Genomic DNA, 23,821 nt, shown 5'->3' with positions numbered 1-23,821 from the left:
GGCGGCGCCGGGCGGACGGCAACCGCGCGGACCGGCCCCGGCCGCCCGGGTCACGCCGCCCCGAACGCCGTGAACGCCCACCCCGTCGCCTGGTGGACCGCGTCCCCCGGCAGGGCGGCGCGGGCGTCGCGCAGGGCCTCGGCCAGGCCGAGGCCGGCGGCCAGGCCCTGGTGCAGGGCGAGCATCAGGGGGACGACGGCGGCGTCGTTCACGGGCGCGCTGCTCGCGACGACGCCCGCCGTGCCCAGCGGGAGCAACGCGGTGACCAGGCCGAGAAGTTCGTCGGCGCCGACCGTGGCCAGGCGGGCGGTGTCGCAGCTGGAGAGGATGATGCGGTAGGGACTGCGGCCCAGGCGTTCGAGATCGTGCACGATGAGCGGCCCGTCGGCCATCCGCAGCGCGGAGAACAGCGGGCTGTCCGCGCGGAAGGTGCCGTGCGCGGCGATATGGGCGAGGGCCGCCCCGTCGAGCTCCTCCAGCACGCGCGGGACGCGGGCCTCGTCGTGCTCCAGCACGGTCGGCCTGCCGTACCGGTCGGCGACCTCGGGCACCTCCGCGCCCCCGGTCGCCAGCCCGGGCCCGCGGACCAGGACGTGCCGCCCGCCCGGCGGCGGCTCGGTCTCCCGGGCCCGCAGCCAGCTGCTCGCCGACGGCGACACGCTCAGCACCCGCTCCCGCAGCGACGGCAGCAGCGCCCACGGCACCCGGTGCAGCCGGGCCGGCGGCACCACCACGACCGGCCCGGACCCCAGCTGCCCCGCGGCCGGGCCGAGCAGCAGCTCCTCCAGCCGCCGCCCCGCCGCCTCCACCACCGGCAGCCGCCCCTCCGCGCCCGGGTGGGCGAGCCGCCGCAGCCCGGCCTGGACGTACTCGGCCTCGGTCTCCGCCTCCGCCAGCAGCCCCGCCTCGAACCGCCGCACCCGTCCCTGACCGCACAGCAGCACGTGCACCCGCCCGTCCAGCACGGCCAGCTCCACCAGCCGCGTGTCCCCGAGCCGCGCCAGCAGCCGGCCCACGTCGAACCGGTGCCCGTCATGGGGCGAGTCGCCCCGCATGTGCAGGGTGCGCGAGCGGACCTCCCGCTCCAGGCGCCGCTGCTCCCGCTCCAGCGCCGGCACCGGACGGCCCTCCATGCGGGCCGCCTCCGCGCGGGCGGCGATCTCCCGGAAGGCGGTCAGGGAGCGCACCAGCACCGGATCGGCCGGGGGCCGGGTGGGCGGCGCCGACAGCACCGTCGCCCGCCACCGCTCGCTCCACACCAGCAGCCGCCGCGGCTCACCGCCGGCCAGGCCGGCCTGCTGCGCCAGCGCCGCCAGCTCCGCCCCCTGCTCGGTGGCGCGCGCCCGCAGCTCCGAGGCGCCGAGCGTCATCCGGTGGTCGTCCAGCACGTCGAGCCCGCGCCGGCACGCCTCCAGCACCCCCCGGCGGGAACCGGCGGCCCGCGCACGCAGGGCCTGCGCCACCCAGCCCGTCACCCGGGCCGGCGGCGGGCCCGTGTGCCTGCTGCGGGCGGCGACCGCGAGATGCCGCTCGGCGTCCGTGCGCCACCCCAGCTCCAGCGCGATCCGGCCCGCGAGCAGCGACGCCTCCGGCGCGGCCGGCGCCCCGAACGCGGCCAGCCGCTCGGCCACCGCGGCGGCGTCCGCGACCAGCCGGCCCGAGCGGCGCCCGGCGGCCACCCGGGCCTCGATCAGCACCAGCCGGGCGTGCGTCTCCCACCAGGTGCGCCGCTGCGCGGCGAACAGCCGCACGGCCAGCGCCGCCCGCGCGATCGCCGTGTGCGGATCGCCCGCCAGCCGGGCCGCGCGGGCGGCGACGAGCAGCAGCTCCGCCTTGCGGGTGGACTGCCCGCCGATGCCGTCCAGCACCCCGGTCGCCGCGTCCGCCTCGGCCAGCGCCTCCGGCGCCAGCCCGGCCGCCATCAGCACCTCGCAGCGCCGGATGTCCAGCATGAAGGAGGGCGTGCCGAGCTTGGCGTACCGCTCCTGCGCCTCGTCCAGCAGCCGCAGCGCCGCCGGGATGTCGCCCGACCGGAAGGCGGCGAGGCCCCGGCTCTCCACCGCGTCCGCCTTGTCGTGCTCCTGCCCGGTGGTGTCCCACAGCCGCTCCGCGGCCGTGAAGTCGGCGTCGGCCCGCTCCACCGAGCCCAGCGCCAGATGCACGGTCGCCCGCAGCGTCAGCGCCCGGGCCGTCCAGATCACGTCGTCCGCCTGCCGCAGCACCGGGATCGCCCGGCGGACGTCCTCCAGGGCCTCGCGGTGGTGGCCCAGCACCCACCAGACGTACGCCCGGCGGTACAGCACCCGCGCGCGGGTGTGCCCCGTGCCGCGCACCACGCCCCGCTCGAACGCGGCCAGCCCCTGCCGGGTGCGGCCCGCGTGCACCAGTGCCACCCCGAGCGTGCCGAGGACGTCCGCCTCCCGCTCGGCCGACTCCGCGCGCGCCGCCAGATCGCGGGCGCGCCGCAGGTGGTCCAGGGCGATCCGCAGATCACCGAAGTCCCGCTGCCAGATGCCGATCACCTGGTGCGCGACGGAGGCGTGCAACGGCGGCGGATCGGTGCCGAGCACCCGCTCCGCCCCGGCCAGCGCGTCGTTCGGAGCGGCGAACACCATCGGCAGCAGTTCGAGAACCGACTCGCTTCCCGCTGTCACCCCTCGGATGGTAGTGGCCCCGGAACCGTGCCACACCGGTTTGTCTCTGTATCAATCAGCGGCCCAGCTGCTCTAGTTGGCGACCAATGCTCCAGTGGGAGGACCCGGCCATGGCACCACAGCGTTTCCGCGAGCAGTTCGACCACATCCAGCGCTCGATGCCCGACGTCCCGCTCGCGATGGGTCCGGACGACTCCGCCGAATTCCTGTACGAGAAGGGTGTCGTGCTCGCCCGCGACGGCGAGGAGGCCCGGGTCGTCGAGGACACCGTGCGCGCCCACTTCACCGCGACCGCCGGGCTGGTCGGGGAGGACGTGCGCCGGGTGAGCGCGCAGACCAACCGCTCCGGCATCACCCGGATCCGGGTCGGCGACCCCGGCCGGGGAGACCGCGGCGGCGACCGGGCCGTCGCGAGCGCCCTGCGGGCGCTGCGCGCGGCGGAGGGGCGCGCCGGCCACCGGCTGGTCAGCCGCAACCACGTGGTGCACATCGCGGTCAACGCCTGCCCCGGCGACGAGCCCGTGCCCGCCCAGCCCACCGAGCAGCCCAACCCCGCCCCCGCCGAGGGACTCCACGACCCGGACACCGCCGTCGGCGTGCTGGTGATCGACACCGGCCTGATGCGCGACTGCCGTTCCTACCCGCTGCTGGCCCGCGCCAAGGGCGACCTCCAGATCAAGGAGTGCGACGACGACGGCGTCCTGCGGCAGTACGTCGGGCACGGCACGTTCATCGGCGGACTGGTCGCCGCCGTCGCGCCCAACACCGACCTCACCGTCAGCAACGCGCTGAACGACGCGGGCGCCGTGCTGGAGTCGGAGTTCGGCGACAAGCTCTTCGAGGCCGTCGACGCCGGCGGCTGGCCCGACATCATCAGCCTGTCCGCCGGCACCTCCAACGGCCGCACCGACGGCCTGCTCGGCGTGCAGGCCTTCATGGAGGAGCTGCGCGCCCGGCGCACCCTGCTGGTCGCCGCCGCCGGCAACAACGGCAGCGCCACCCCGTTCTGGCCGGCCGCCTACGCCGACCTGCCGGAGTACGCCGGCACCGTCCTGTCGGTCGGGGCGCTGCGCAGCGACGGCGAGTTCGGCGCCTGCTTCAGCAACCACGGCCCCTGGGTGAAGGTCTACGCCCCCGGCGAGCGCCTCACCAGCGCCCTCACCGGCTTCACCCGGCCCGTCCCGTACGTCTACCAGCACTCCACCTACGACGCCTGCCGCTACGGCTTCAGCTACGCCTGCACCTGCCAGTCCCCCCGGCACACCGGGGTGCTCAGCGACGACGAGGCCGGGCCGGGCACGCCGGACCAGGTGATGTTCGAGGGGCTCGCGAACTGGAGCGGCACCTCCTTCGCCACCCCCCTGGTGGCCGGAATGATCGCCTCCCACATGGTCGCCCACAAGGAGCCCGACCCGCGTGCCGCCCGGCGGCAGCTGCTGGCCGGCAACACCGCCTTCGCGGAGGTGCGCGGGGCCGTCGTGCCCGCCCTGCGGCCGCCGACCTGGCGCCCCGGGCCGGCCGGCACCGCCGGTCCGGCGGCGTGAGGGCGCTGACGGTCCCCGCCACGGCGTACGATGACTGGCCGTACACGAGGGGTGGGGCCGTGGACCGTGCAGATGTCGGCGCGCTCGTCCAGTCCGCCGTCGACGGTGACGCGGCGGCCTGGAAAGCGCTGGTGGAAGGGCTGAGCCCGCTGGTGTGGTCGGTGGCGCGCGCCCACCGGCTCTCCGACGCCGACGCACACGAGGTCTACCAGACCGTCTGGTTCCGCTTCGCCCAGCACCTGGGGCGGATCCGGGAACCGCAGAAGGCCGGGTCCTGGCTGGCGAGCACCGCGCGGCACGAGAGCCTGAAGGTGCTCAAGAGCCTGCGCCGGACCACGCCGACCGACGATCCGCAGCTGCTGGACCGGGTCAGCGAGGACCGCACGCCCGAGCAGACGGTGATCGACTGGGAGGAGGCGGCCGCCGAGAGCGAGCGCATCCGGCGGCTGTGGCAGGAGTTCGAGGAACTGGGGGAGCGCTGCCGGCAGTTGCTGCGGGTGCTCATGGCCTCGCCGCCGCCCAGCTACCAGGAGGTGTCCGCCGCCCTGGGCATCGCCGTCGGCAGCATCGGGCCGCTGCGCCAGCGCTGTCTGCGGCGCCTGCGGGCCCGACTCGACGCACGGGGAGTACTGTGAACGCCGACCACGACGACGCCTTCGACGGCGCCGAAGACGCCCTGCCCGACGCGGAGTTCGACGGCGGGCCGCTGGAGGAGGAGCTGCGGGGCGCCGCCGCCGTGCTGGACCCGGTGCCGGCCGAGCTGCGCCGGATCGCCGTCGACGCCTTCGCGCTGCACGACCTCGACGCGCGGCTCGCCGAGCTCACCTTCGACTCGCTGGTCGACGCCCTCCCCGTGCGGGGGGTGACGGACGCGCCGCGGATGCTGACCTTCCGCAGCGGCGACCTGACCGTCGACGTCGAAGTCACCGCGCAAGGGCTGATGGGGCAGCTGCTGCCGCCGCAGCCGGCCCGGATCGAGGTGCTGGGCGGCCCGCAGCCGGCCGCGCCGGACACCCTCACGGCCGACGCCATGGGCCGCTTCGCGGGCACCGTGGCCCCGGCCGGCCCTTTCGCGCTCCGGCTGCGCACCGACGGCGAGGTGGTCGTCACGGAGTGGCTGCGGGCCTAGTCCCCTGGCTCAGGAGACCAGGGGTGTCTCGTCGGTCATGCCGGGCTCGCGGCCGGGGTGCCGCGGGGCACCCCGGCCGGGGTCACCGGGTGACGGCGTCCACCAGCCGCGCCAGCGCCGAGGCGAGCCGGGACAGCCCCGGTCCCGGCGGGCCGCCGGGTTCGCGCAGGTACGTGTCCCGGCGGATCTCCACCATCAGCGCGCCGACCCGGGGCTCGGCCCGGTAGTACTCCAGCGGCACGTACGTCCCGCTGAACGGGGTGTCGAGCCCGACCTCGCCGATCCCCGCGAACGCCTCCCGCGCCGCGGCGAGCAGCGCGGGCGGGGTGTGGTAAGGGTCGGTGCCGAGGCAGACGGCCGGCCGCGGCCCCTTCCCGTGCAGCTCGTAGGGCAGCCGGACACTCGGGTAGGAGTGCACGTCCAGCACGACGGCCCGTCCGGCCGCGGCCAGCCGCCCGGCGACGGCCTCGGTCATCGCCCGCGCGTAGGGCCGGAAGTACCGCTCGACGAGCGGTCCGGGATCGAAGCCGGGGGCCCGCAGCCGGGCCCCGTGCGTGGTCCTGGTGTAGACGGCGCCCATGCCGACGGCGAGCATCTCCTCGCGCTCGTCCGGGAACCGCTCCGGATCGACCACCAGCCGCGACAGCCGGTTGACGAACCGCCAGGGCGCGGTCCCGGCCGCCTCGGCCGCCCCGGCGGCGATCCGTTCGGTGTGCGCGTCGGTGATGTGGTCCAGCTCCGTCTCCAGCGCCTCGTCGCCCAGGACGACGCCGGCCCGCACGTCCGGCGGGATGCGCCGGGCGGCGTGCGGCACGTGCAGCAGCACGGGCGAATCCCCGGCCCCGGGCAGCAGCTCGAAGGAGGTCGGCGGGGAGGTGGTCATCGGCGGCTCCGGGGGTCGTCGGGGCGGCGGGGACGGGGCACGGCCGGGCGCGGACCGGGTGCCGGTGGGCGGTACGGCGTGCGTGGACCGGGTTTCGCCGTGGCGCACGGGGTGCGCGGACCGGGTTGCGGTGCGGGGCGGTGCGGGGCGGGGCACGGCCGGGCGTTATTCCGGTGCCGGTGGGGGCGCGGCCGGGTGCCGGTGCGGCGCCGTACGCGGCTCCGCCCCGGCCGGACGGTGCACCGGTCGGGGCGGAGCGGGAGACGGGCGGCCCGCAGGGCCGGAGCGTCAGCTCAGGGACGCGAGGGCCTCGTTCCAGGTGGCCGACGGACGCATGACCGCCGCCGCCTTCGCCGGGTCGGGCTGGTAGTAGCCGCCGATCTCGGCCGGCTTGCCCTGCACGGCGACCAGCTCGTCCACGATCTTCCGCTCGTTGGCGGAGAGCGTCTCGGCGAGCGGGGCGAAGGCCTTGGCCAGCTCCGCGTCGTCGGTCTGCCCGGCCAGCTCCTGCGCCCAGTACAGGGACAGGTAGAAGTGGCTGCCGCGGTTGTCGATGCCGCCGACGCGCCGGGTCGGGGACTTGTCCTCGTTGAGGAAGGTCGCCGTGGCCCGGTCGAGCGTGTCGGCCAGCACCTGGGCGCGGGTGTTGCCCGTGGCCTGCGCGTACTGCTCCAGGGACGGCACCAGCGCGAAGAACTCGCCCAGGGAGTCCCAGCGCAGGTAGTTCTCCTTGACCAGCTGCTGCACGTGCTTGGGCGCGGAGCCGCCGGCGCCGGTCTCGAACAGGCCGCCGCCCGCCATCAGCGGGACGACCGACAGCATCTTGGCGCTGGTGCCCAGCTCCAGGATCGGGAACAGGTCGGTGAGGTAGTCGCGCAGCACGTTTCCGGTGACGGAGATGGTGTTCTCACCGCGGCGGATGCGCTCCACCGACAGCCTGGCCGCCTCGACGGGGGACAGGACGCGGATGTCCAGGCCCTCGGTGTCGTGCTCCGACAGGTAGGCGTTGACCTTCTCGATCAGGTTGGCGTCGTGGGCGCGGGTGGCGTCCAGCCAGAACACCGCCGGGTCACCGGTGGCCCGGGCGCGGGTGACGGCCAGCTTCACCCAGTCCTTGATCGGCGCGTCCTTGGTCTGGCAGGCGCGGAAGATGTCACCGGCGGACACGGTCTGCTCGATGACGACGTTCCCCGCCTGGTCGACCAGGCGGACCGTGCCGGTGACCGGGATCTCGAAGGTCTTGTCGTGGCTGCCGTACTCCTCGGCCTTCTGCGCCATGAGGCCGACGTTCGGGACGGAGCCCATGGTCGACGGGTCGTAGGCGCCGTTGGCGCGGCAGTCGTCGATCACGGCCTGGTAGACGCCCGCGTAGGAGGAGTCCGGGATGACCGCGATGGTGTCGGCCTCCTGGCCGTCCGGGCCCCACATGTGGCCGGAGGTGCGGATCATGGCCGGCATCGAGGCGTCGACGATCACGTCGGACGGCACGTGCAGGTTGGTGATGCCCTTGTCGGAGTCGACCATCGCCAGGGCCGGGCCCTCGGCGAGCTCGGCGTCGAAGGAGGCCTTGATCTCGGCCCCCTCGGGCAGGGACTCCAGGCCCTTGAAGATGCCGCCGAGACCGTCGTTCGGGGTCAGGCCGGCCGCGGCGAGCTTGTCGCCGTACTGGGCGAACGTCTTCGGGAAGAAGGCGCGCACCACGTGACCGAAGATGATCGGGTCGGAGACCTTCATCATCGTGGCCTTCAGGTGCACGGAGAACAGCACGCCCTCCTGCTTGGCGCGGGCGACCTGCGCGGCGAGGAACTCGCGCAGCGCGGCGACGCGCATCACGGAGGCGTCGACGACCTCGCCGGCCTGGACGGGTACGGACTCACGCAGCACGGTGGTGGAGCCGTCGTCGCCCTTGAGCTCGATCCGCAGCGCGCCGGCCTCGGAGATCACCACGGACTTCTCGGTGGAGCGGAAGTCGTCCACGCCCATGGTGGCCACGTTGGTCCTGGACTCGGCCGTCCAGGCACCCATGCGGTGCGGGTGGTTCTTGGCGTAGTTCTTGACCGAGGCGGGGGCACGGCGGTCGGAGTTGCCCTCGCGCAGGACCGGGTTCACGGCGGAGCCCTTGACCTTGTCGTAGCGGGCCTGGATCTCCCGCTCCTCGTCGGTCCTGGGGTCGTCCGGGTAGTCCGGCAGCGCGTAGCCCTGGCCCTGGAGCTCGGCGACGGCGGCCTTGAGCTGCGGGATGGACGCCGAGATGTTCGGCAGCTTGATGATGTTGGCCGCGGGCGTCTTGGCCAGCTCGCCCAGCTCGGCCAGGGCGTCCGGGATGCGCTGGTCCTCGGTGAGGTACTCCGGGAACACGGCGATGATGCGGCCGGCCAGCGAGATGTCCCGCGTCTGCACGGCGACACCCGCCTGCGAGGCGTACGCCTGGACCACCGGCAGGAACGAATAGGTCGCCAGGGCGGGGGCCTCGTCAGTGTGCGTATAGATGATGGTCGAGTCAGTCACCGGGTGCTCCGCTCCACGTCTGCAACATTGCTCGACATCAAGATATCTCGTGCCGGGGGTCTGTTCGACAGGGGTCCGCGCGGAGGAGGGGCGTCCGGTCGCCCGCCCACCGCCCAGCCGGGCGCCCGCTGTCCCGCGCGGCGGCCGCAGTCCCGCTCCGCGGGCGCGGAAGGCGCAGGTCACCGGGCGGGCCGCGGACGCCGGCCGCCCGGGGCCCGGCCGCTCAGTCCAGCTGGGCGGACGCCACGTCCTCCGGCTCCCCGGCGCCGCGCTGCTGCGGGATCACCACCGCGCCCTGCTGCAGCGACACGCTCCGGGTGGGCGCCGGGACGCGGATGCCCTCGTCCCGGTACCGCCGGTGCAGCCGCTTGATGAACTCGTGCTTGATCCGGTACTGGTCGCTGAACTCGCCCACGCCCAGGATGACCGTGAAGCCGATCCGGGAGTCGCCGAAGGTGTGGAAGCGGACCGCCGGCTCGTGCTCCGGGACGGCACCGTCGATCTCGTTCATCACCTCGGCGACGACCTCCATGGTCACCCGCTCGACGTGCTCCAGGTCGCTGTCGTAGGCCACGCCCGCCTGGACCAGGATCGTCAACTGCTCCTCGGGCCGGTTGTAGTTGGTCATGTTGGTCCCCGCGAGCTGCCCGTTGGGGATGATGACCAGGTTGTTGGAGAGGTTGCGGATGGTGGTCTGCCGCCAGTTGATGTCGGTGACGTAGCCCTCCTCGCCGCTGCTCAGCCGGATGTAGTCGCCGGGCTGGACGGTCCGGGAGGCGAGGATGTGGATGCCCGCGAAGAGGTTGGCGAGGGTGTCCTGCAAGGCCAGGGCGACGGCCAGGCCGCCGACGCCGAGGGCGGTCAGCAGCGGGGCTATGGAGATGCCCAGCGTCTGGAGCATCACCAGGAAGCCGATCGCCAGGACCACCACCCGGGTGATGTTCACGAAGATCGACGCCGAGGCGGCGACCCCGGAGCGGGACTGGGCGACCGTGCGCACCAGCGCGGCGACCGCCCGGGCCGCGGACACCGAGACGACGAGGATGAACAGCACGGTCAGGGACTGGTTGACGTGGTGCTGGACGGTCCGGGTCAGCGGGAGCACCGCCGCCGCGGCCGCCGCGCCGCCCACGACCGCGCCCCACGGCACCACGGTCCGCAGGGCGTCCACGATGACGTCGTCGCCGCTCCAGCGGGTGCGCAGGGCGTGCTTGCCCAGCCAGCGCAGCAGCATCCGCAGCAGGAACGCCGCCAGCAGGCCCGCCACCAGGGCGATCCCGGCGAGCATGAGGTCGTCCAGGGTCAGCGTGCGGGTCATCGGTCACCTCCGGGCAGACCCTGTGCGGCGTACCGGATGTGAGAACTCGTCACGTTGTCACCTGCTCGAAGACGGGGTGTGCGGTCGCGCCGGCCGCCGTGACGGGCGGCACGACCGCTCATCCTGCCGTATCCGGCACACCGGTTCGTAGTCGGCCCGGTGGCGGGATCGTGCAGCTCAGACGATTCCCTCGGCCATCTCCGCCTGTTCGCGGTCCGATCCGTAGGCGGCCGTGGTGGGGGTTCCGTACGAACGGCGGGCGACGTACCACCACGCGGTGGCGAGGACGAGTACGACGACCAGGGCGACGGACGCGTAGTTCATCGTGTCGACCGTCACCGGCGAGGACTGCGGCAGGCAGAACAGGACGGTCACGCACGCCACCCACCCGACCGCGATCCAGCCGACCGGTCGGCTCCAACGCCCCAGGTGCCACGGCCCCGGCCGGAACCGGTCGCCCGCGCGCAGCCGCAGGAACACGGGGATGACGTAGGCGGGCGTGATCCCGATGACGTTGATGGCGGTCACCGCCCCGTACGCCGTGGCCGAGTACAGGGAGGGCAGCGCGAGCACGCCGGCGACGCCCACCGACAGCCAGACGGCGGCCACCGGGGTCTGGGTGCGCCCGCTGACCTTGCGCCACAGCTCCGAGCCCGGCAGGGCCCGGTCCCGGCTGAACGCGAACACCATCCGGCTGGCCGCGGCGACCTCGGCGTTGCCGCAGAACAGCTGGGCGACGATCACCACCAGCAGCAGCGCGCTCGCGCCGTCCGTGCCGAGGCCGTCGAGCAGGATCTGCGCGGGCGGCACCCCGGTCGCGCTGGCCCGGGTGGCGGCGTAGTCCTGGATGGCGAAGGTCAGGCCGGCCAGCAGCACGAAACCGGCGACCCACGACACCCAGATGGCCCGTACGATGCCGCGCGCGGCCGTCACCGAGGCGTTGGCGGTCTCCTCCGAGAGGTGGGCGGAGGCGTCGTAGCCGGAGAAGGTGTACTGCGCGAGCAGCAGGCCGATCGCGGCGACGTAGAGCGGGTTCTCCCAGCCGGTGTCGTTGACGAACTCGGTGAAGACGAAGGACGGCGACTGGTGGTGGTCGGGCACGATCGCCAGGGCGCCGACGATCAGCGCGACCCCGGCGAGGTGCCACCAGACGCTGATCGAGTTGAGCACGCTGACCAGGCGCACGCCGAACAGGTTCAGCGTGGCGTGCAGCAGCAGGATCACCAGGAAGATCAGGAACGTCTTCTCCGGGGTGGGCGCGAAGCCCCACTGGAGGTTGAGGAACGCGCCCGTGAACAGCGCGGCCCCGTAGTCGATGCCGGCGATCGCGCCGAGCAGGCCGAGCAGGTTCAGCCAGCCCGTGTACCAGCCCCAGCGGCGGCCGCCGAGCCGGTCGGCCATGTAGTACAGCGCGCCGGAGGTGGGGTAAGCGCTGGTCACCTCCGCCAGCGCGAGCCCCACGCACAGCACGAACAGACCGACCCCGGCCCAGCCCCACAGCATCACCGCGGGACCGCCCGCGCCCATGCCGAAGCCGTACAGGGTCATGCAGCCGGACAGGATCGAGATCACCGAGAAGCTGATCGCGAAGTTGCCGAAGCCGCCCATACGGCGGGCCAGCACCGGCTTGTAGCCGAGTTCGCGCAGGCGCTGTTCCTCGTCATGCGGCGGGAGGGTGTTGCCGGACATGCGCATCCTTCGGATAGGGGAACGGGGGGACAGGCGAACGGGGGACCGTCGACGAACGGGGGCAAGGGGTCAGGGACGGTGGGCCGTGGAGCGGCCGCGGGCCTGGAGGAAGACGTCCACGGCGGCGGTGTGGCCGGACGGGTCGGAGGCGCGGTGGGCCCAGGGCAGGGGCGCGTAGTACGGGCCGATGGCGTCGAACACGCGGGCCGCCTCCGGGAACTGCAGGGCGCCCCACAGCGCGTGGGCGAGGTGGTTGAGGTCGAGCGGCGAGCGTTCGGCGGCGGTGGTGAGCTCGAACCAGAAGTGGAACGCCCGGCGCGCCTCCCGGGTCGCGTCCTCGGCGACCCAGTGCAGATCGAGGGCGGCGTCGCTGCCGCCCGCCCGCCGGTAGCGCTCGACCCGTACGTACAGCGGCAGGACGTGCAGCGCGGAGCCCGGTGGCGCCCCGTCGGCCGCCCACTGCGCGAAGCCGACCGCCTCCGCGAGCCGGCCCGAGGCGGCCCGCCCGAACAGGAACTGCAGCATGCGGTGGTGGGCCTCGCGGTTGTGCGGATCGCGCTTGCCGGCCTCCGCGAGCAGCCCCCACGGGCCGGGCGGCAGCATCGGCTCCGGCGCCGGGACCCGGTGCTCCGCCCAGCGCTGCTCGGGGTCCAGCCGGGCCAGCGCCAGCAGGCACACCCACGGCACCGGGTCGTGGGGGGAGGCCCGGGCCGCCGTGTCGGCGGCCCGCCAGGCCTCGTGCCACAGCTCCTGGGTACGGCGGTGGTCCCCGCGGGCGGCGCGCAGGGCGCGCTCCACGGCCACCCGGGCGTGCATCACCACGGCCGGGACGCTGTGCGGTTCCTCGGCGAGCCAGGTCCGCACCACGTCGGTGCCGGCGGCCGCGGCCGCCAGGACCTGGGTGCGCCCGGTCCACAGCGACCAGGAGGTGGTCTCCGCGAGCAGCGTGCGCATCGACATCCAGCGTCCGGCGCGCAGTTCCTGGAGGGCCGTGCGCAGCCCGGCGTCCGGCCCCGCGGGATCGTAGGCGGGTCGTGCTCCGTCTCTGGCCATCATCCGCCCGCCCCCTGTGACGACGGGGCGTGAACGGCAGGCTGGAGTAACAAGAGGGCTCCCCCGAGCGGCGGTCGACAAGGTCAGGTGCGGTCGGCGGTCACTATAGAGGCGCAGCTTCCGCCTTCTCCCCGCACTGTGGCGATCCGTCGACGTTTCCTCGTGTCACCAGCGGTTTGCTTGTTCAGCATGTGAACTGACGGAGCGTCAGCGGGTCTTGACGCGGTGTGGCGGCCGGCGGCAGGCTGTCGAGCCGTGATCGCCCAGCAGCCCCAGGGGGCCCGATGACCGGGCCGGTGCTCGCCGTCGACCAGGGCACGTCCGGCACCAAGGCCCTGGTGGTCTGCCCCGAACGCGGCGTCCTCGGCTCCGGGTTCGCCGCCGTGCGCCCCCGCGCCCTGCCCGGCGGCCTGGCCGAGGCCGACCCCGCCGAGCTGTACGACTCGGTCGTCGAGGCGGGCCGCCGCGCGCTCGCCGAGGCCCGCGAACCCGTGGCCGCGCTCGGCCTGGCCAACCAGGGCGAGACCGTGCTCGCCTGGGACCCGGCGACCGGCCGCCCGCTGACCGAGGCGCTGGTCTGGCACGACCGCCGCGCCGCGGAGCTGTGCGCGGAACTCGCGCCCCACGACGCGGAGCTGAGGGAGCTGACGGGCCTGCCCGTGGACCCGTACTTCGCCGCGCCCAAGATGGCCTGGATCCGCCGCAACCTCACCCGCGAGGGAGTCGTCACCACCAGCGACGCCTGGCTCGTCCACCGGCTCACCGGCGCCTACGTCACCGACGCCGCCACCGCCGGCCGCACCCAGCTGCTCGACCTCGACCGCGCCGCGTGGTCGCCGCGCGCCCTCGACCTGCACGGCCTGTCCGGCGAACGGCTTCCCGAGGTCGTCGACAACGCCGGCCCCGTCGGCACCACCACCGCCTTCGGCCCCGAGCTCCCGGTCACCGGCCTGGCCGTCGACCAGCAGGCCGCGCTGCTCGCCCAGCACATCACCGGGCCGGGCGGCGTCAAGTGCACCTACGGCACCGGCGCGTTCCTCCTCGCGCACACCGGTGCCACACCCCGGCGCGGCGACTCCGGGCTGGTCAGCTGCGTCGCCTGGCGGCTCGCCGAGGACACCGCGTACTGCCTCGACGGACAGGTCTACACGGCCGCCTCCGCGGTGAGCTGGCTCACCGGCCTCGGCGTGCTCGGGGGCGCCGCCGACCTCGACCCGGTGGGCGCCACGGTCCCCGACAGCGGCGGGGTCGCCTTCGTCCCGGCCCTCGCCGGGCTCGCCGCCCCCTGGTGGCGCGGCGACCTGCGCGGCTCACTCACCGGACTCGGCCTGGACACCACCGCCGGCCACCTGGTCCGCGCCCTGTGCGAGGGCATCGCCGCCCAGGTCGCCGAACTCGCCGACGCGGCGGCGCGCGACCTCGGCACGCCGCTGGACGCGCTGCGCGTCGACGGCGGCCTGACCCGCTCCGCGCTGCTCATGCAGACCCAGGCCGACCTGCTGCAACGCCCCGTCGAGGTGTCCGCGCTGCCCGACGCGACCGCCCTCGGCGCCGGAGCGCTGGCCCGGCTGGGCGCGGAGCCGGGGCTGACGGTGGCCGACGCGCTGCCCGACTGGCAGCCCGCCGCCGTCCACGAACCCCGGATCGGCGCCGACGAGGCCGCCGAGCGCCGCGCCGCGTTCCGCCGCGAGGTCGCCGCCCTGCTCGACCGGACGCCCGCGTGACCGGCGTCCACGACGTGGCGGTCGTCGGCGCCGGGGTCGTCGGCAGCGCGATCGCCCGGGAACTGGCCCGGCACCCGCGGCTGCGCGTCGCCCTCGTCGAGGCCCAGGACGACGTGGGCCAGGGCAGCTCCAAGGCCAACACCGCGATCCTGCACACCGGGTTCGACGCGGTCCCCGGCTCGCTGGAGGCCCGGCTGGTGCGCGAGGGGGCGCGCCTGCTCGCCGGGTACGCCGCCGAGTCCGGCATCCCCGTCGAACCCGTCGGCGCCCTGCTCGTCGCGTGGGACGCGGACCAGCTCGCCGCCCTGCCCGGCCTCGCCGCGAAGGCCGCGGCCAACGACCACCGCACCACCCGGCTGCTCGGGCCCGCCGAACTGTACGAGCGCGAACCCCGGCTCGGCCCCGGCGCGCTCGGCGCCCTGCTCGTGCCCGGCGAGTCGGTCGTCTGCCCCTGGACGACGACCCTGGCGTACGCCACCCAGGCCGTCCGGCACGGCGTCGACCTGCACCTCGACGCGCCCGTGGAGGACGTGCGCCGGCACGACGGCGTCCACGTGCTGACCACCGGCGCGGGCACCCTGCGGGCCCGCTGGCTGGTCAACGCGGCCGGACTGCACGCCGACACGCTCGACGCCCGCCTCGGGCACCGCGACTTCACCGTCACCCCGCGCCGGGGGCAGCTCATCGTCTTCGACAAGTTCGCCCGCCCGCTGGTCCGTCACATCCTGCTGCCCGTCCCCACCGCACGCGGCAAGGGCGTCCTGGTCACCCCCACCGTGCACGGCAACGTCCTGCTCGGCCCCACCGCCGAGGACCTGCGCGACAGGCGGGCCACCGGTTCCACCGCCGACGGCCTCGCCGCCCTGCGCGCCGAGGGCCGCCGCATCCTCCCCGCCCTGCTGGACGAGGAGGTCACCGCCGTCTACGCCGGCCTGCGCGCCGCGACCGAGCACGCCGACTACCGCGTCCGCGCCCACCCCGCCCAGGCGTACGTCACCGTCGGCGGCATCCGCTCCACCGGCCTGACGGCGTCCCTCGCCCTCGCGGCCCACGTCCTGGGCCTGCTGACCGGAGCCGGGCTCGACCCCGGTCCGGTGCGGGAGCTGGAGCCCGTGCGGATGCCCAACCTCGGTGAGGCCTTCCCGCGTCCCTGCCAGCGCCCCGACCTCGTCGCGGCCGACCCGCAGTACGGCAGCCTCGTCTGCCACTGCGAGCGCGTCTCCCGTGGCGAGATCCGCGACGCGCTCGCCAGTACGATCCCGCCGCGCACCCTGGACGGACTGCGCCGCCGCACCCGGGCCCGGGCGGGCCGCTGCCAGGGCTTCCACTGCGGGGCCGCGGTACGGCAGCTCTTCGAGGAGGGGCGGGCGTGACGGGCCGGCGGCAGGTCGACGTGCTGGTCGTCGGCGCGGGTCCGGCCGGACTCGCCGCCGCCGCCCACCTGGCCGCCGCCGGGGCGGGGCGGGTGGAGGTGCTGGAGCGGGAACAGCGGGCGGGCGGCGTGCCGCGGCACTGCGCGCACGGCGGCTTCGGCACCTGGCTGCGGCCGCTGACCGGCCCGCGGTACGCCCGCCTGCTCACCGCCGCGGCCGTACGCGCCGGCGCGGTCGTGCGCACCGGCGTCACCGCGCTGGACTGGGCGGGCCCGCTGACCCTGACCACGGTCGGCCCGCACGGCCACGAGGCGATCACGGCGAGGGCGGTCGTGCTGGCCACCGGCGCCCGCGAACGCCCCCGCGCCGCCCGGCTGGTGCCGGGCACCCGCCCGGCCGGCGTCTACACCACGGGCGAACTCCAGCAGGCGGTGCACCTGTACGGGCAGCCGATCGGCAGCCGGGCCGTGGTGGTCGGCGCCGAGGACGTCTCCTACGCGGCGGCCGGCACGGTCCGGGCGGCCGGCGCCCGGGTCGTCGCCATGGTCACCGACCTGCCCGGCCACCGGACCGGGCCCGCGCGGGCCCTGGACGCCCGCCTGCGCCGGGGCGTCCCGCTCCTCACCGCGACCGCCGTCACCGAACTCCTCGGCCACGGCCGGCTGTCCGGCGTCCGGGTGCGCCACCGCGACGGCCGTACGACGGTCCTGCGCTGCGACACCGTGGTGTTCACCGGCGACTTCGTCCCCGACCACGAACTGGCCCGGCGCGGCGGCCTCGCCCTCGACCCGGCCACCCGCGGCCCCGCCGTCGACGGGGCCCTGCGCACCACGCGCCCCGGCGTGTTCGCCGCCGGCGGCGCCGTGCACGCGGCGCACCGCGCGCCGGCCGTGGCCCGCGAGGGCCTCCGCGCGGCCACCACCGTCCTGGCCGACCTGGCCCGCGCCCGGCCATGACCGATCCGCGCCACCCGGTACCCGCCGTGCTCGCCGGCCGGGGCCCGGGGGAACGCGGGTGCGCGGGTCAGATGACCTTCAGCCGGACCAGTGCGCCCAGCGTCAGCGCCCCCGGCAGCAGGGGCAGCCAGACGGTGATGACGCGGTACGCCAGGACCACCGCGGTGGCCACGGCGGCCGGGCTGCCCGCCGCGACCAGCGCCACGATCAGCGCCGCCTCCACCGAGCCGAGCCCGCCCGGCGTGGGGATCACGGCCACCGCGACGGTCGCGGCCAGATAGGCCACCACCGTGTGCCACAGCGGTATCTCCAGCCCCAGGGCAAGCCCCACCGCGACCAGCCCGGCCGCCTGGAGGGCTGGGAACGCCAGCGAGCCGCCCCACAGGGCCAGCGCCCGCGCCGGGCGGGTGTGCACCGACCGCGCCTCGTCCAGCGCCGTGCGCAGGAAGGACACCGCGGCCCGGCGCAGCCGTCCGACGAGGACCAGCACGGCCGCCGCCACGACCGCGACCGCGCCCAGCGCCAGCAGCAGCGGCCCGGCCGCGTCGTCCGGCAGCAGGGTGCCCAGCCGCAGCGCGCCGGGGAAGGCGATCAGCAGCACGGCCAGCAGGCCGACCCGGGCGATGCTCTCGGCGAGCAGGTAGAGCGCCAGCGCCGCCGAGGAGCGGGCCAGCGGCAGCCCGCACACCGTCATGAACCGCAGGTTGACCGCGCTGGAGCCCAGCCCGGTCGGCAGCATGTGGTTGGCGGCCGTCGCCGCGACCTGGGTGGCGAGCAGCCGCAGGCCCGGCAGCCGTTCGACGACCGCGCCCTGCCGGGTCACCGCCATGGCGACCCAGGTCAGGCAGGTGGCGCCGCACGCGGCCAGCAGCCACGGCCACTCGGCGGTCGCCAGGTGGTGGAAGCCCTCGGCGAGCACGGCGCGGTGCCGGACCGCGAGGAACGCCACGAAGGCGAGCGGGACCAGGCCCAGGAGCAGCCGCAAGGGGAGGCGTCCGGGGCGCCGTCCCGCGGGTCGTCGTTCTACCGCTGTCACACTTCGAGAGCTTTTCCGTACCGCCTCAACTGCGGGTTGCGGAAGCGGGGACGAGGGATGACGTACGGGGAGCGAGCCGACAACGATCTTCCGGGGACCGCACCGGCACTTGACCTCAAGTTTGCTCAAGGTTCTAGGTTCTTCGTATGAGCATGGAGACCACGGCGTGGACGCAGCTGCACAGCGTCATGAACGCCACGCAGGAACGCCGCCCCCTCGCCCGCGCCACACTGCGCCGGATCGCCGCGTTCGCCCGCCCGCACCGCCGCCGGATCGCGCTGTTCGTGCTGCTCGGGGTCGCGACCGCGCTGCTCGCCGTCGCGACCCCGGTGCTCGCCGGGCGCGTCGTCGACGCGATCGTGACCGACGGCGACGAGCGGACCGTCGTACGGCTCGCGCTGCTGATCGCGCTCATCGCGCTGGTGGAGGCGGCGCTCGGCATCCTCGGCCGCCGGCTCTCGGCGGCGCTGGGCGAGGGGCTCATCCTCGATCTGCGCACCGCCGTGTTCGACCACGTGCAGCGCATGCCGGTCGCGTTCTTCACCCGCACCCGCACCGGGGCGCTCGTCAGCCGGCTCAACAACGACGTGATCGGCGCCCAGCGGGCGTTCAGCAACACCCTCTCCGGCGTGGTCAGCAACCTCGTCACGCTGGTGCTCACCCTCGCCGTCATGCTCACCCTGTCCTGGCAGGTCACCCTGCTCGCGCTGGTGCTGCTGCCGGTGTTCGTGGTCCCGGCCCGGCGGATGGGCAGCCGGATGGCCCGGATGCAGCGGGAGGCCGCGACGCTGAACGCGGCGATGGGCACCCGGATGACCGAGCGCTTCTCGGCCCCCGGCGCCACCCTGGTCAAGCTCTTCGGCCGCCCGGAGGAGGAGTCGGCCCAGTTCGCCGTCCGGGCCCGCCGGGTCGCGGACATCGGCATCCGCACCGCGACCGCGCAGTCGGCGTTCATCACCGCGCTGACCCTGGTGTCCGCCCTGGCCCTGGCCCTGGTCTACGGCCTCGGCGGCTGGTTCGCCCTGCGCGGCACCCTGGAGCCCGGCGCCGTGGTGGCCCTGGCCCTGCTGCTGACCCGCCTGTACGCGCCGCTCACGGCGCTCGCCGGGGCGCGCGTGGAGGTGATGAGCGCCCTGGTCAGCTTCGAGCGGGTCTTCGAGGTGCTCGACCTCAGGCCGCTGATCGCGGAGAAGCCGGACGCCGTCGCGGTGCCCGAGGGGCCGGTGGCGGTCGAGTTCGACGGCGTCCGCTTCGGCTACCCCGCCGCAGACAAGGTCTCCCTGGCCTCCCTGGAGGAGGTCGCCGCCCTCGACGGCCGCGGCGGCGCCGAGGTGCTGCACGGCGTCTCCTTCCGCGCCGAGCCCGGGCAGACCGTCGCCCTCGTCGGCTCCTCCGGCGCCGGCAAGTCCACGATCGCGCAGCTGCTGCCGCGCCTGTACGACGTGGACGCGGGCGCCGTCCGGGTCGGCGGCGTCGACGTCCGCGACCTGACCGCCGCCTCGCTGCGGGCCACCGTCGGCATGGTCACCCAGGACGGCCACCTCTTCCACGACACCGTCCGCGCCAACCTGCTGCTCGCCCGGCCCGCCGCCAGCGACGAGGAGCTCTGGGACGCCCTGCGCCGGGCCCGTCTGGACGCCCTCGTGCACTCGCTGCCGGACGGCCTCGACACCGTGGTCGGCGAACGCGGCTACCGCCTCTCCGGCGGCGAACGCCAGCGCATGACCATCGCCCGCCTCCTCCTCGCCCGCCAGCGGGTGGTGATCCTCGACGAGGCCACGGCGCACCTCGACAACACCTCGGAGGCGGCCGTGCAGGAGGCGCTCACCGAGGCGCTCCAGGGCCGCACCGCCCTGGTCATCGCCCACCGGCTCTCCACCGTGCGGACCGCCGACCTGATCCTCGTCCTCGAAGAGGGCCGCGTCGTCGAACGGGGCACGCACGAGGCGCTGCTGGCGGCGGGGGGACGGTACGCGGAGCTGTACCGCACGCAGTTCGACCGGCAGGCGCAGGAGACGGCGCGGGTGGCGGCGGTCTGAGGCGGGCGCGGGCGGGCAACAGGCTGTGCGCGGGGTCAGCCGCCGGGCGCGGGAGCCGGGGCCGGTGCCGAGGGCGGCTGCGCGGTCGTGCAGCAGGGCCGCCTCCGGGTCGCCGCCGCGCCGGGCGAGGCGGCGGCCGGCCGCGTCGAGCCGCGCGGCGAGGTCCTCGTCGGGGAAGAGCGCGGCGGCGGCCTCGGGCACCAGCCGGCCGGGGTCGTCCACGGGCAGGGCCTCGGCGAGTTCGCGGTGGGCGGCACGCCTCTCGGCGCCCGCGGCGCGGGAGACGACGGCACTGGCCACCAGCGGGTGCCGGACGGCCAGCCGTCCGGCGGAGTCCAGCCCGGCAGGGTCACGTGCCGGGTGGGCCGTCCGTCCGGTACGGCGCCGTCCGTCCGGCCGGCGCTCGCGATCGCCAACGGCAGTCCGGTGATCCTGCGGTGCGGGGAGGCGAGGACCGCCGCGCTCTGCCACGCGGTCACCCGGCTCGCGTCGGGCACCGACGCCGTACTCGCGACTGGACGCACCCCGACCTCCTTGCTCCCGCTGCTCGCGGGGGCCCGGTCCGGGCGCCCCGGCACCGAGTGTGCGGGCCGCCCGCGGGCCGGGATCAGGTCGTCCGGCGGGTGACGAGGCGGGTCCGGTGGCGGGTGGGCGCGCGGCGGCATGCCGCGGTGCCCGCACGGGGGGCCCCGCCGCCGCCTCGGCGCCGCGCTCCGGCACCGGGCCCGCGGCCCCGGAACACCGTGATCACCATCGGTTACGCTCGGGCCGTCGGCGCCGAGGCCGGGACGGGCGCCGCACGGAACCGTACGACCGCACGGCCGCATGGAGGAGAGAGCTCATGAGCGCAACCGAGATCCGCGACGACCGGGCGGCCGGCCGGCTGGAGGCCGTCGCCGGCGGGGAAGTCGTCGGCCGGATCGAGTACTTCGTGCTCGACGACCCCCGGCCCGCGCTGGTGCCCGTGCACACCGTCGTCGAGTCCGCCCACGAGGGAGAGGGCATCGCGGGCTCCCTGGCGCGCGAGCTGTACGCCGTCGCCGCCCGCGAGGGCGTCCCCGTCGCCCCGCTCTGCCCGTACGTCGTCACGTGGGCCGAGCGCCACCCGGACGAGGCCCCCGCCGCCGACCCCGAGTTGCTGCGCGCGGCGAAGCAGTGGCTGGCGGCGCACCCCGGACGGTTCTGAGCGTGCTCGCCCTGCTGCACACCTCACCCCTGCACGTCCCGGTCTTCGACGCCCTGCGCGACGAGCACCACCCCGGTCTGGCGCTGCGGCACCTCGTCCACGAGGAGCTGCTGACCCGGGCCGGGCACGACGGGCCGGAGGCGGTCGCGGACGACGTCCGGGCCGTCCTGGCGGGTGCCGTCGCCGACGGGGCCCGGGCCGTGCTGTGCACCTGTTCGACCATCGGCGGTGTCGCGGAGGCGGCCGGTGCCGGGGTGCCGGTGCTGCGCGTGGACCGTCCGACGGCGGCCGCCGCGGTGGCCGCCGGACCGCGGGTCGCCGTCCTCGCCACGGTGGCGAGCACCCTCGGCCCCACGGTGTCCCTGATCGAGGAGGAGGCCCGGCGGGCGGGCCGCCCCGTCTCGGTGCGCACCCTGCTCGTCGAGGACGCCTGGCCGCACTTCGCGGCGGGTGACACCGGGGAGTACGCCCGCCGGGTCGCGGCCGCGGCCGACGCGGTCACCGGCGCCGACGCGATCGTCCTCGCCCAGGTCTCGATGACCCCCGCGCAGCGGCTGGTCTCGACCGCGGTGCCGGTGCGGGCCGGCACCCGGGCGGGGCTGGCGGCGGCGCCGGGGCCGCCGCGGCCGGAGCCCGCGCGGCCACGGTGCGACTCCGGCGGGTGACTGACCGCGCGAGGTGCCGGGTACGCGGGGAGTAGTCCAGCGCCGACGCTCACCGACTGGCCGGAGGACACCATGACGCATCCGCAGCCCGAACCGGTTCCACCGCCCCCAGGCCCGCAGCCGCACCCGGTGCCGCCCCCCGAGCCGCCCCCGGCCCCGGTCCCTCCGCCGCCCCCGGCCCCGGAACCGCCGTCCCCCCACCCGGTGCCCGGCCCCGCCCCGTCCCCGATCCCCCCGGGCCCGGAACCGGTCCCGGACCCGGAGCCCGGCCCACCCCTGACCTGACCCCGGACACAGGCGGCGGACCACCAGCGATCCGGGGGCCGACGGCAACGCCCCCCGGGGGCCCGGACGCGGACGGCGGACCACCGGCGACCGGGCCCACCGCAACCCCCTGGGGGGCGTGGGGAACTGCGCGACCCGCCCCCGCACACCCGCACCCGCGCCACCAGGGAACCCCCGGACCTCAGGCGGAGACCTCCGACCGATCCCCGCCCCACAGCGTGTGGAACGCCCCCTCCTGATCGGTCCGCCGATACGTGTGCGCCCCGAAGAAGTCGCGCTGCCCCTGCGTCAGCGCCGCGGGCAACCGCTCGGCGCGCAGCGCGTCGTAGTACGCCAGCGCCGCCGCGAACCCCGGTGTCGGCACCCCCTGCCGGGTCGCGGCGACCAGCACCTCACGCCAGTCGTCCTGTGCCTCGGCGATCTCCCGCGCGAACGTCTCGTCGGACAGCAGGCTCGGCAGACCGGGCCGGGCGTCGTACGCCGCCCGGATCCGGTCCAGGAAGGCCGCGCGGATGATGCAGCCGCCCCGCCAGATCGAGGCGACCCGCCCGAGGTCGACGTCCCAGCCGTACTCCTCGCTGCCCGCGGCGATCTCGTGGAAGCCCTGCGTGTACGACACGATCTTCGAGGCGTACAGCGCCTGCTCCACCCGGTCCGCGAACGCCCCGGCCTCCGCCTTGTCCAGCGGTGCCGCCTTCGGGCCCGCGAGCCCACGCGAGGCCTCCCGCAGCGCCGCGTGCCCGGACAGCGAGCGCGCGAAGACCGCCTCCGCGATCCCGGACACCGGCACGCCCAGGTCCAGCGCGATCTGCACCGTCCAGCGGCCGGTGCCCTTCTGTTCCGCCTGGTCCACCACCACGTCCACGAACGGCTCGCCGGTCGCCGCGTCCACATGGGACAGCACCTCGGCCGTGATCTCGATCAGGTACGAGTCCAGCCGTCCCGTGTTCCAGGTGCGGAAGATCTCCGCGATCTCGGCGGGGGAGTACCCGGCGACGTCGCGCAGCAACTGGTACGCCTCGCCGATCAGCTGCATGTCGGCGTACTCGATGCCGTTGTGCACCATCTTCACGAAGTGCCCGGCGCCGTCCGGACCCACGTGCGTCACACAGGGCGCCCCGTCCGCCGCCTTCGCCGAGATCTTCTCCAGCATCGGGCCCAGCGACGCGTACGACTCCCCGGAGCCGCCCGGCATGACGCTCGGTCCGTGCAGCGCGCCCTCCTCGCCGCCGGAGATGCCGGTGCCGACGAAATGGATGCCCTGCTCACGCAGCTCGCGCTCGCGGCGCCGGGTGTCCGCGAAGTGCGCGTTCCCACCGTCGATGATCATGTCGCCGGGCTCCAGCAGCGGCGCGAACTCCTGGATCACCGCGTCGGTCGGCTCACCGGCCTTGACCATGATCACCAGGCGGCGCGGCCGTTCCAGGGCCGCCACGAAGTCCTTGGCGGTCTCGGCCGCCACGAACTCGCCCTCGTCCCCGAACTTTTCCACCAGCGCCCGGGTCCGGGAGGCCGTGCGGTTGTGCACCGCGACCGTGTAACCGTTGCGCGCGAAGTTGCGGGCGAGGTTGCGGCCCATGACCGCGAGACCCGTGACGCCGATCTGGGCTGAACTGCTCATCGGTGACTCCTAGTGAGCTGGTTGTCGGGCGCTGCCGCTCGTGCGCGCCAGTATGGCCACCACCATCCTGACGTGCCGGTCCGGCGCCCGCACGGGCGGGTCGCGGGCGACACCGCGCGGGTACGTACGCACGCGGGGCCCGGCGGACTCGGCGGAGG

At 75.4% G+C, this 23,821-nt stretch carries 17 protein-coding genes and 1 pseudogene; 10 read left to right on the top strand and 8 right to left on the bottom strand.

The features are described from left to right. Positions 1-50: 50 nt before the first annotated feature. Positions 51-2,654 carry a CHAT domain-containing protein gene (locus ACFF45_RS18990; protein ID WP_381347480.1) on the bottom strand — a complete coding sequence of 868 codons (2,604 nt, stop codon included), beginning with the start codon at positions 2,652-2,654 and terminating at the stop codon, positions 51-53. 110 nt (positions 2,655-2,764) lie between these two features. On the opposite strand from ACFF45_RS18990, the gene ACFF45_RS18985 reads away from it, so the two are divergent. Genes ACFF45_RS18985 through ACFF45_RS18975 form a run of 3 tightly spaced genes read left to right on the top strand, consistent with a single transcriptional unit; the run spans position 2,765 to position 5,327 of the window. Beyond that, positions 2,765-4,198 carry a S8/S53 family peptidase gene (locus tag ACFF45_RS18985; RefSeq protein WP_381347478.1) on the top strand — a complete coding sequence of 478 codons (1,434 nt, stop codon included), beginning with the start codon at positions 2,765-2,767 and terminating at the stop codon, positions 4,196-4,198. A 59-nt stretch (positions 4,199-4,257) separates the two neighbouring features. After that, positions 4,258-4,833: an RNA polymerase sigma factor gene (locus tag ACFF45_RS18980; RefSeq protein WP_381347476.1), complete on the top strand. Its 576-nt coding sequence runs from the start codon at positions 4,258-4,260 to the stop codon at positions 4,831-4,833. Continuing rightward, positions 4,830-5,327, top strand: coding sequence for a hypothetical protein (locus ACFF45_RS18975; protein WP_381347474.1), 498 nt, complete (start codon positions 4,830-4,832; stop codon positions 5,325-5,327). The genes ACFF45_RS18980 and ACFF45_RS18975 overlap by 4 nt, the downstream gene beginning before the upstream one ends. A gap of 82 nt (positions 5,328-5,409) precedes the next feature. On the opposite strand, the gene ACFF45_RS18970 is transcribed toward ACFF45_RS18975, so the two are convergent. From ACFF45_RS18970 to ACFF45_RS18950, 5 genes are all read right to left on the bottom strand, one after another. Beyond that, positions 5,410-6,210: an N-formylglutamate amidohydrolase gene (locus ACFF45_RS18970; RefSeq protein WP_381347472.1), complete on the bottom strand. Its 801-nt coding sequence runs from the start codon at positions 6,208-6,210 to the stop codon at positions 5,410-5,412. A gap of 288 nt (positions 6,211-6,498) precedes the next feature. Then, positions 6,499-8,718 carry an NADP-dependent isocitrate dehydrogenase gene (locus ACFF45_RS18965; protein ID WP_381347470.1) on the bottom strand — a complete coding sequence of 740 codons (2,220 nt, stop codon included), beginning with the start codon at positions 8,716-8,718 and terminating at the stop codon, positions 6,499-6,501. A 223-nt stretch (positions 8,719-8,941) separates the two neighbouring features. After that, the gene (locus tag ACFF45_RS18960; RefSeq protein ID WP_381347468.1) at positions 8,942-10,036 is read right to left on the bottom strand and encodes a mechanosensitive ion channel family protein; all 1,095 of its coding nucleotides are present in this window, start codon (positions 10,034-10,036) and stop codon (positions 8,942-8,944) included. A gap of 177 nt (positions 10,037-10,213) precedes the next feature. After that, positions 10,214-11,725 (bottom strand): amino acid permease, encoded by a 1,512-nt coding sequence (locus ACFF45_RS18955; protein ID WP_381347466.1) that lies wholly within the window; start codon positions 11,723-11,725, stop codon positions 10,214-10,216. 69 nt (positions 11,726-11,794) lie between these two features. Next, positions 11,795-12,778, bottom strand: coding sequence for a hypothetical protein (locus ACFF45_RS18950; RefSeq protein ID WP_381347554.1), 984 nt, complete (start codon positions 12,776-12,778; stop codon positions 11,795-11,797). A gap of 284 nt (positions 12,779-13,062) precedes the next feature. Here ACFF45_RS18950 and ACFF45_RS18945 point away from each other — a divergent pair, with 284 nt between their 5' ends. The 3 genes and pseudogenes from ACFF45_RS18945 to ACFF45_RS18935 form a co-directional block, all read left to right on the top strand. Continuing rightward, the gene (locus ACFF45_RS18945) at positions 13,063-14,502 is read left to right on the top strand and encodes an FGGY family carbohydrate kinase (RefSeq protein ID WP_381347465.1); all 1,440 of its coding nucleotides are present in this window, start codon (positions 13,063-13,065) and stop codon (positions 14,500-14,502) included. Continuing rightward, complete coding sequence (locus tag ACFF45_RS18940) at positions 14,499-15,875, top strand: FAD-dependent oxidoreductase (protein WP_381347463.1); 1,377 nt, start codon at positions 14,499-14,501, stop codon at positions 15,873-15,875. Before ACFF45_RS18945 ends, ACFF45_RS18940 begins: the two co-directional genes overlap by 4 nt. Beyond that, positions 15,872-16,816, top strand: a pseudogene (locus ACFF45_RS18935) (FAD-dependent oxidoreductase); the annotation flags it as partial. The gene ACFF45_RS18940 and the pseudogene ACFF45_RS18935, both read left to right, overlap by 4 nt. 82 nt (positions 16,817-16,898) lie before the next feature. Here the strand turns inward: ACFF45_RS18935 and ACFF45_RS18930 are convergent. Continuing rightward, positions 16,899-17,816 (bottom strand): lysylphosphatidylglycerol synthase transmembrane domain-containing protein, encoded by a 918-nt coding sequence (locus tag ACFF45_RS18930; RefSeq protein ID WP_381347461.1) that lies wholly within the window; start codon positions 17,814-17,816, stop codon positions 16,899-16,901. 203 nt (positions 17,817-18,019) lie between these two features. Between ACFF45_RS18930 and ACFF45_RS18925 the strand changes: the two genes are divergently transcribed. The 4 genes from ACFF45_RS18925 to ACFF45_RS18910 all read left to right on the top strand — a co-directional run bounded on the left by ACFF45_RS18925 (position 18,020) and on the right by ACFF45_RS18910 (position 21,757). Next, complete coding sequence (locus ACFF45_RS18925) at positions 18,020-19,906, top strand: ABC transporter ATP-binding protein (protein ID WP_381347552.1); 1,887 nt, start codon at positions 18,020-18,022, stop codon at positions 19,904-19,906. A gap of 87 nt (positions 19,907-19,993) precedes the next feature. After that, positions 19,994-20,533 (top strand): hypothetical protein, encoded by a 540-nt coding sequence (locus tag ACFF45_RS18920; protein WP_381347459.1) that lies wholly within the window; start codon positions 19,994-19,996, stop codon positions 20,531-20,533. A 214-nt stretch (positions 20,534-20,747) separates the two neighbouring features. Next, complete coding sequence (locus ACFF45_RS18915) at positions 20,748-21,092, top strand: GNAT family N-acetyltransferase (protein ID WP_381347457.1); 345 nt, start codon at positions 20,748-20,750, stop codon at positions 21,090-21,092. 2 nt (positions 21,093-21,094) lie between these two features. Continuing rightward, positions 21,095-21,757, top strand: a complete 663-nt coding sequence (locus ACFF45_RS18910; protein ID WP_381347456.1) for an aspartate/glutamate racemase family protein — start codon at positions 21,095-21,097, stop codon at positions 21,755-21,757. 466 nt (positions 21,758-22,223) lie between these two features. On the opposite strand, the gene gnd is transcribed toward ACFF45_RS18910, so the two are convergent. Further along, positions 22,224-23,663: an NADP-dependent phosphogluconate dehydrogenase gene (gnd, locus tag ACFF45_RS18905; protein ID WP_381347454.1), complete on the bottom strand. Its 1,440-nt coding sequence runs from the start codon at positions 23,661-23,663 to the stop codon at positions 22,224-22,226. Between the last annotated feature and the right edge of the window lie 158 nt (positions 23,664-23,821).

The organism is Streptomyces cinereospinus, assembly GCF_042430725.1.
Classification (GTDB): domain Bacteria; phylum Actinomycetota; class Actinomycetes; order Streptomycetales; family Streptomycetaceae; genus Streptomyces; species Streptomyces cinereospinus.
This window is presented reverse-complemented; position numbering and strand designations above follow the sequence as displayed.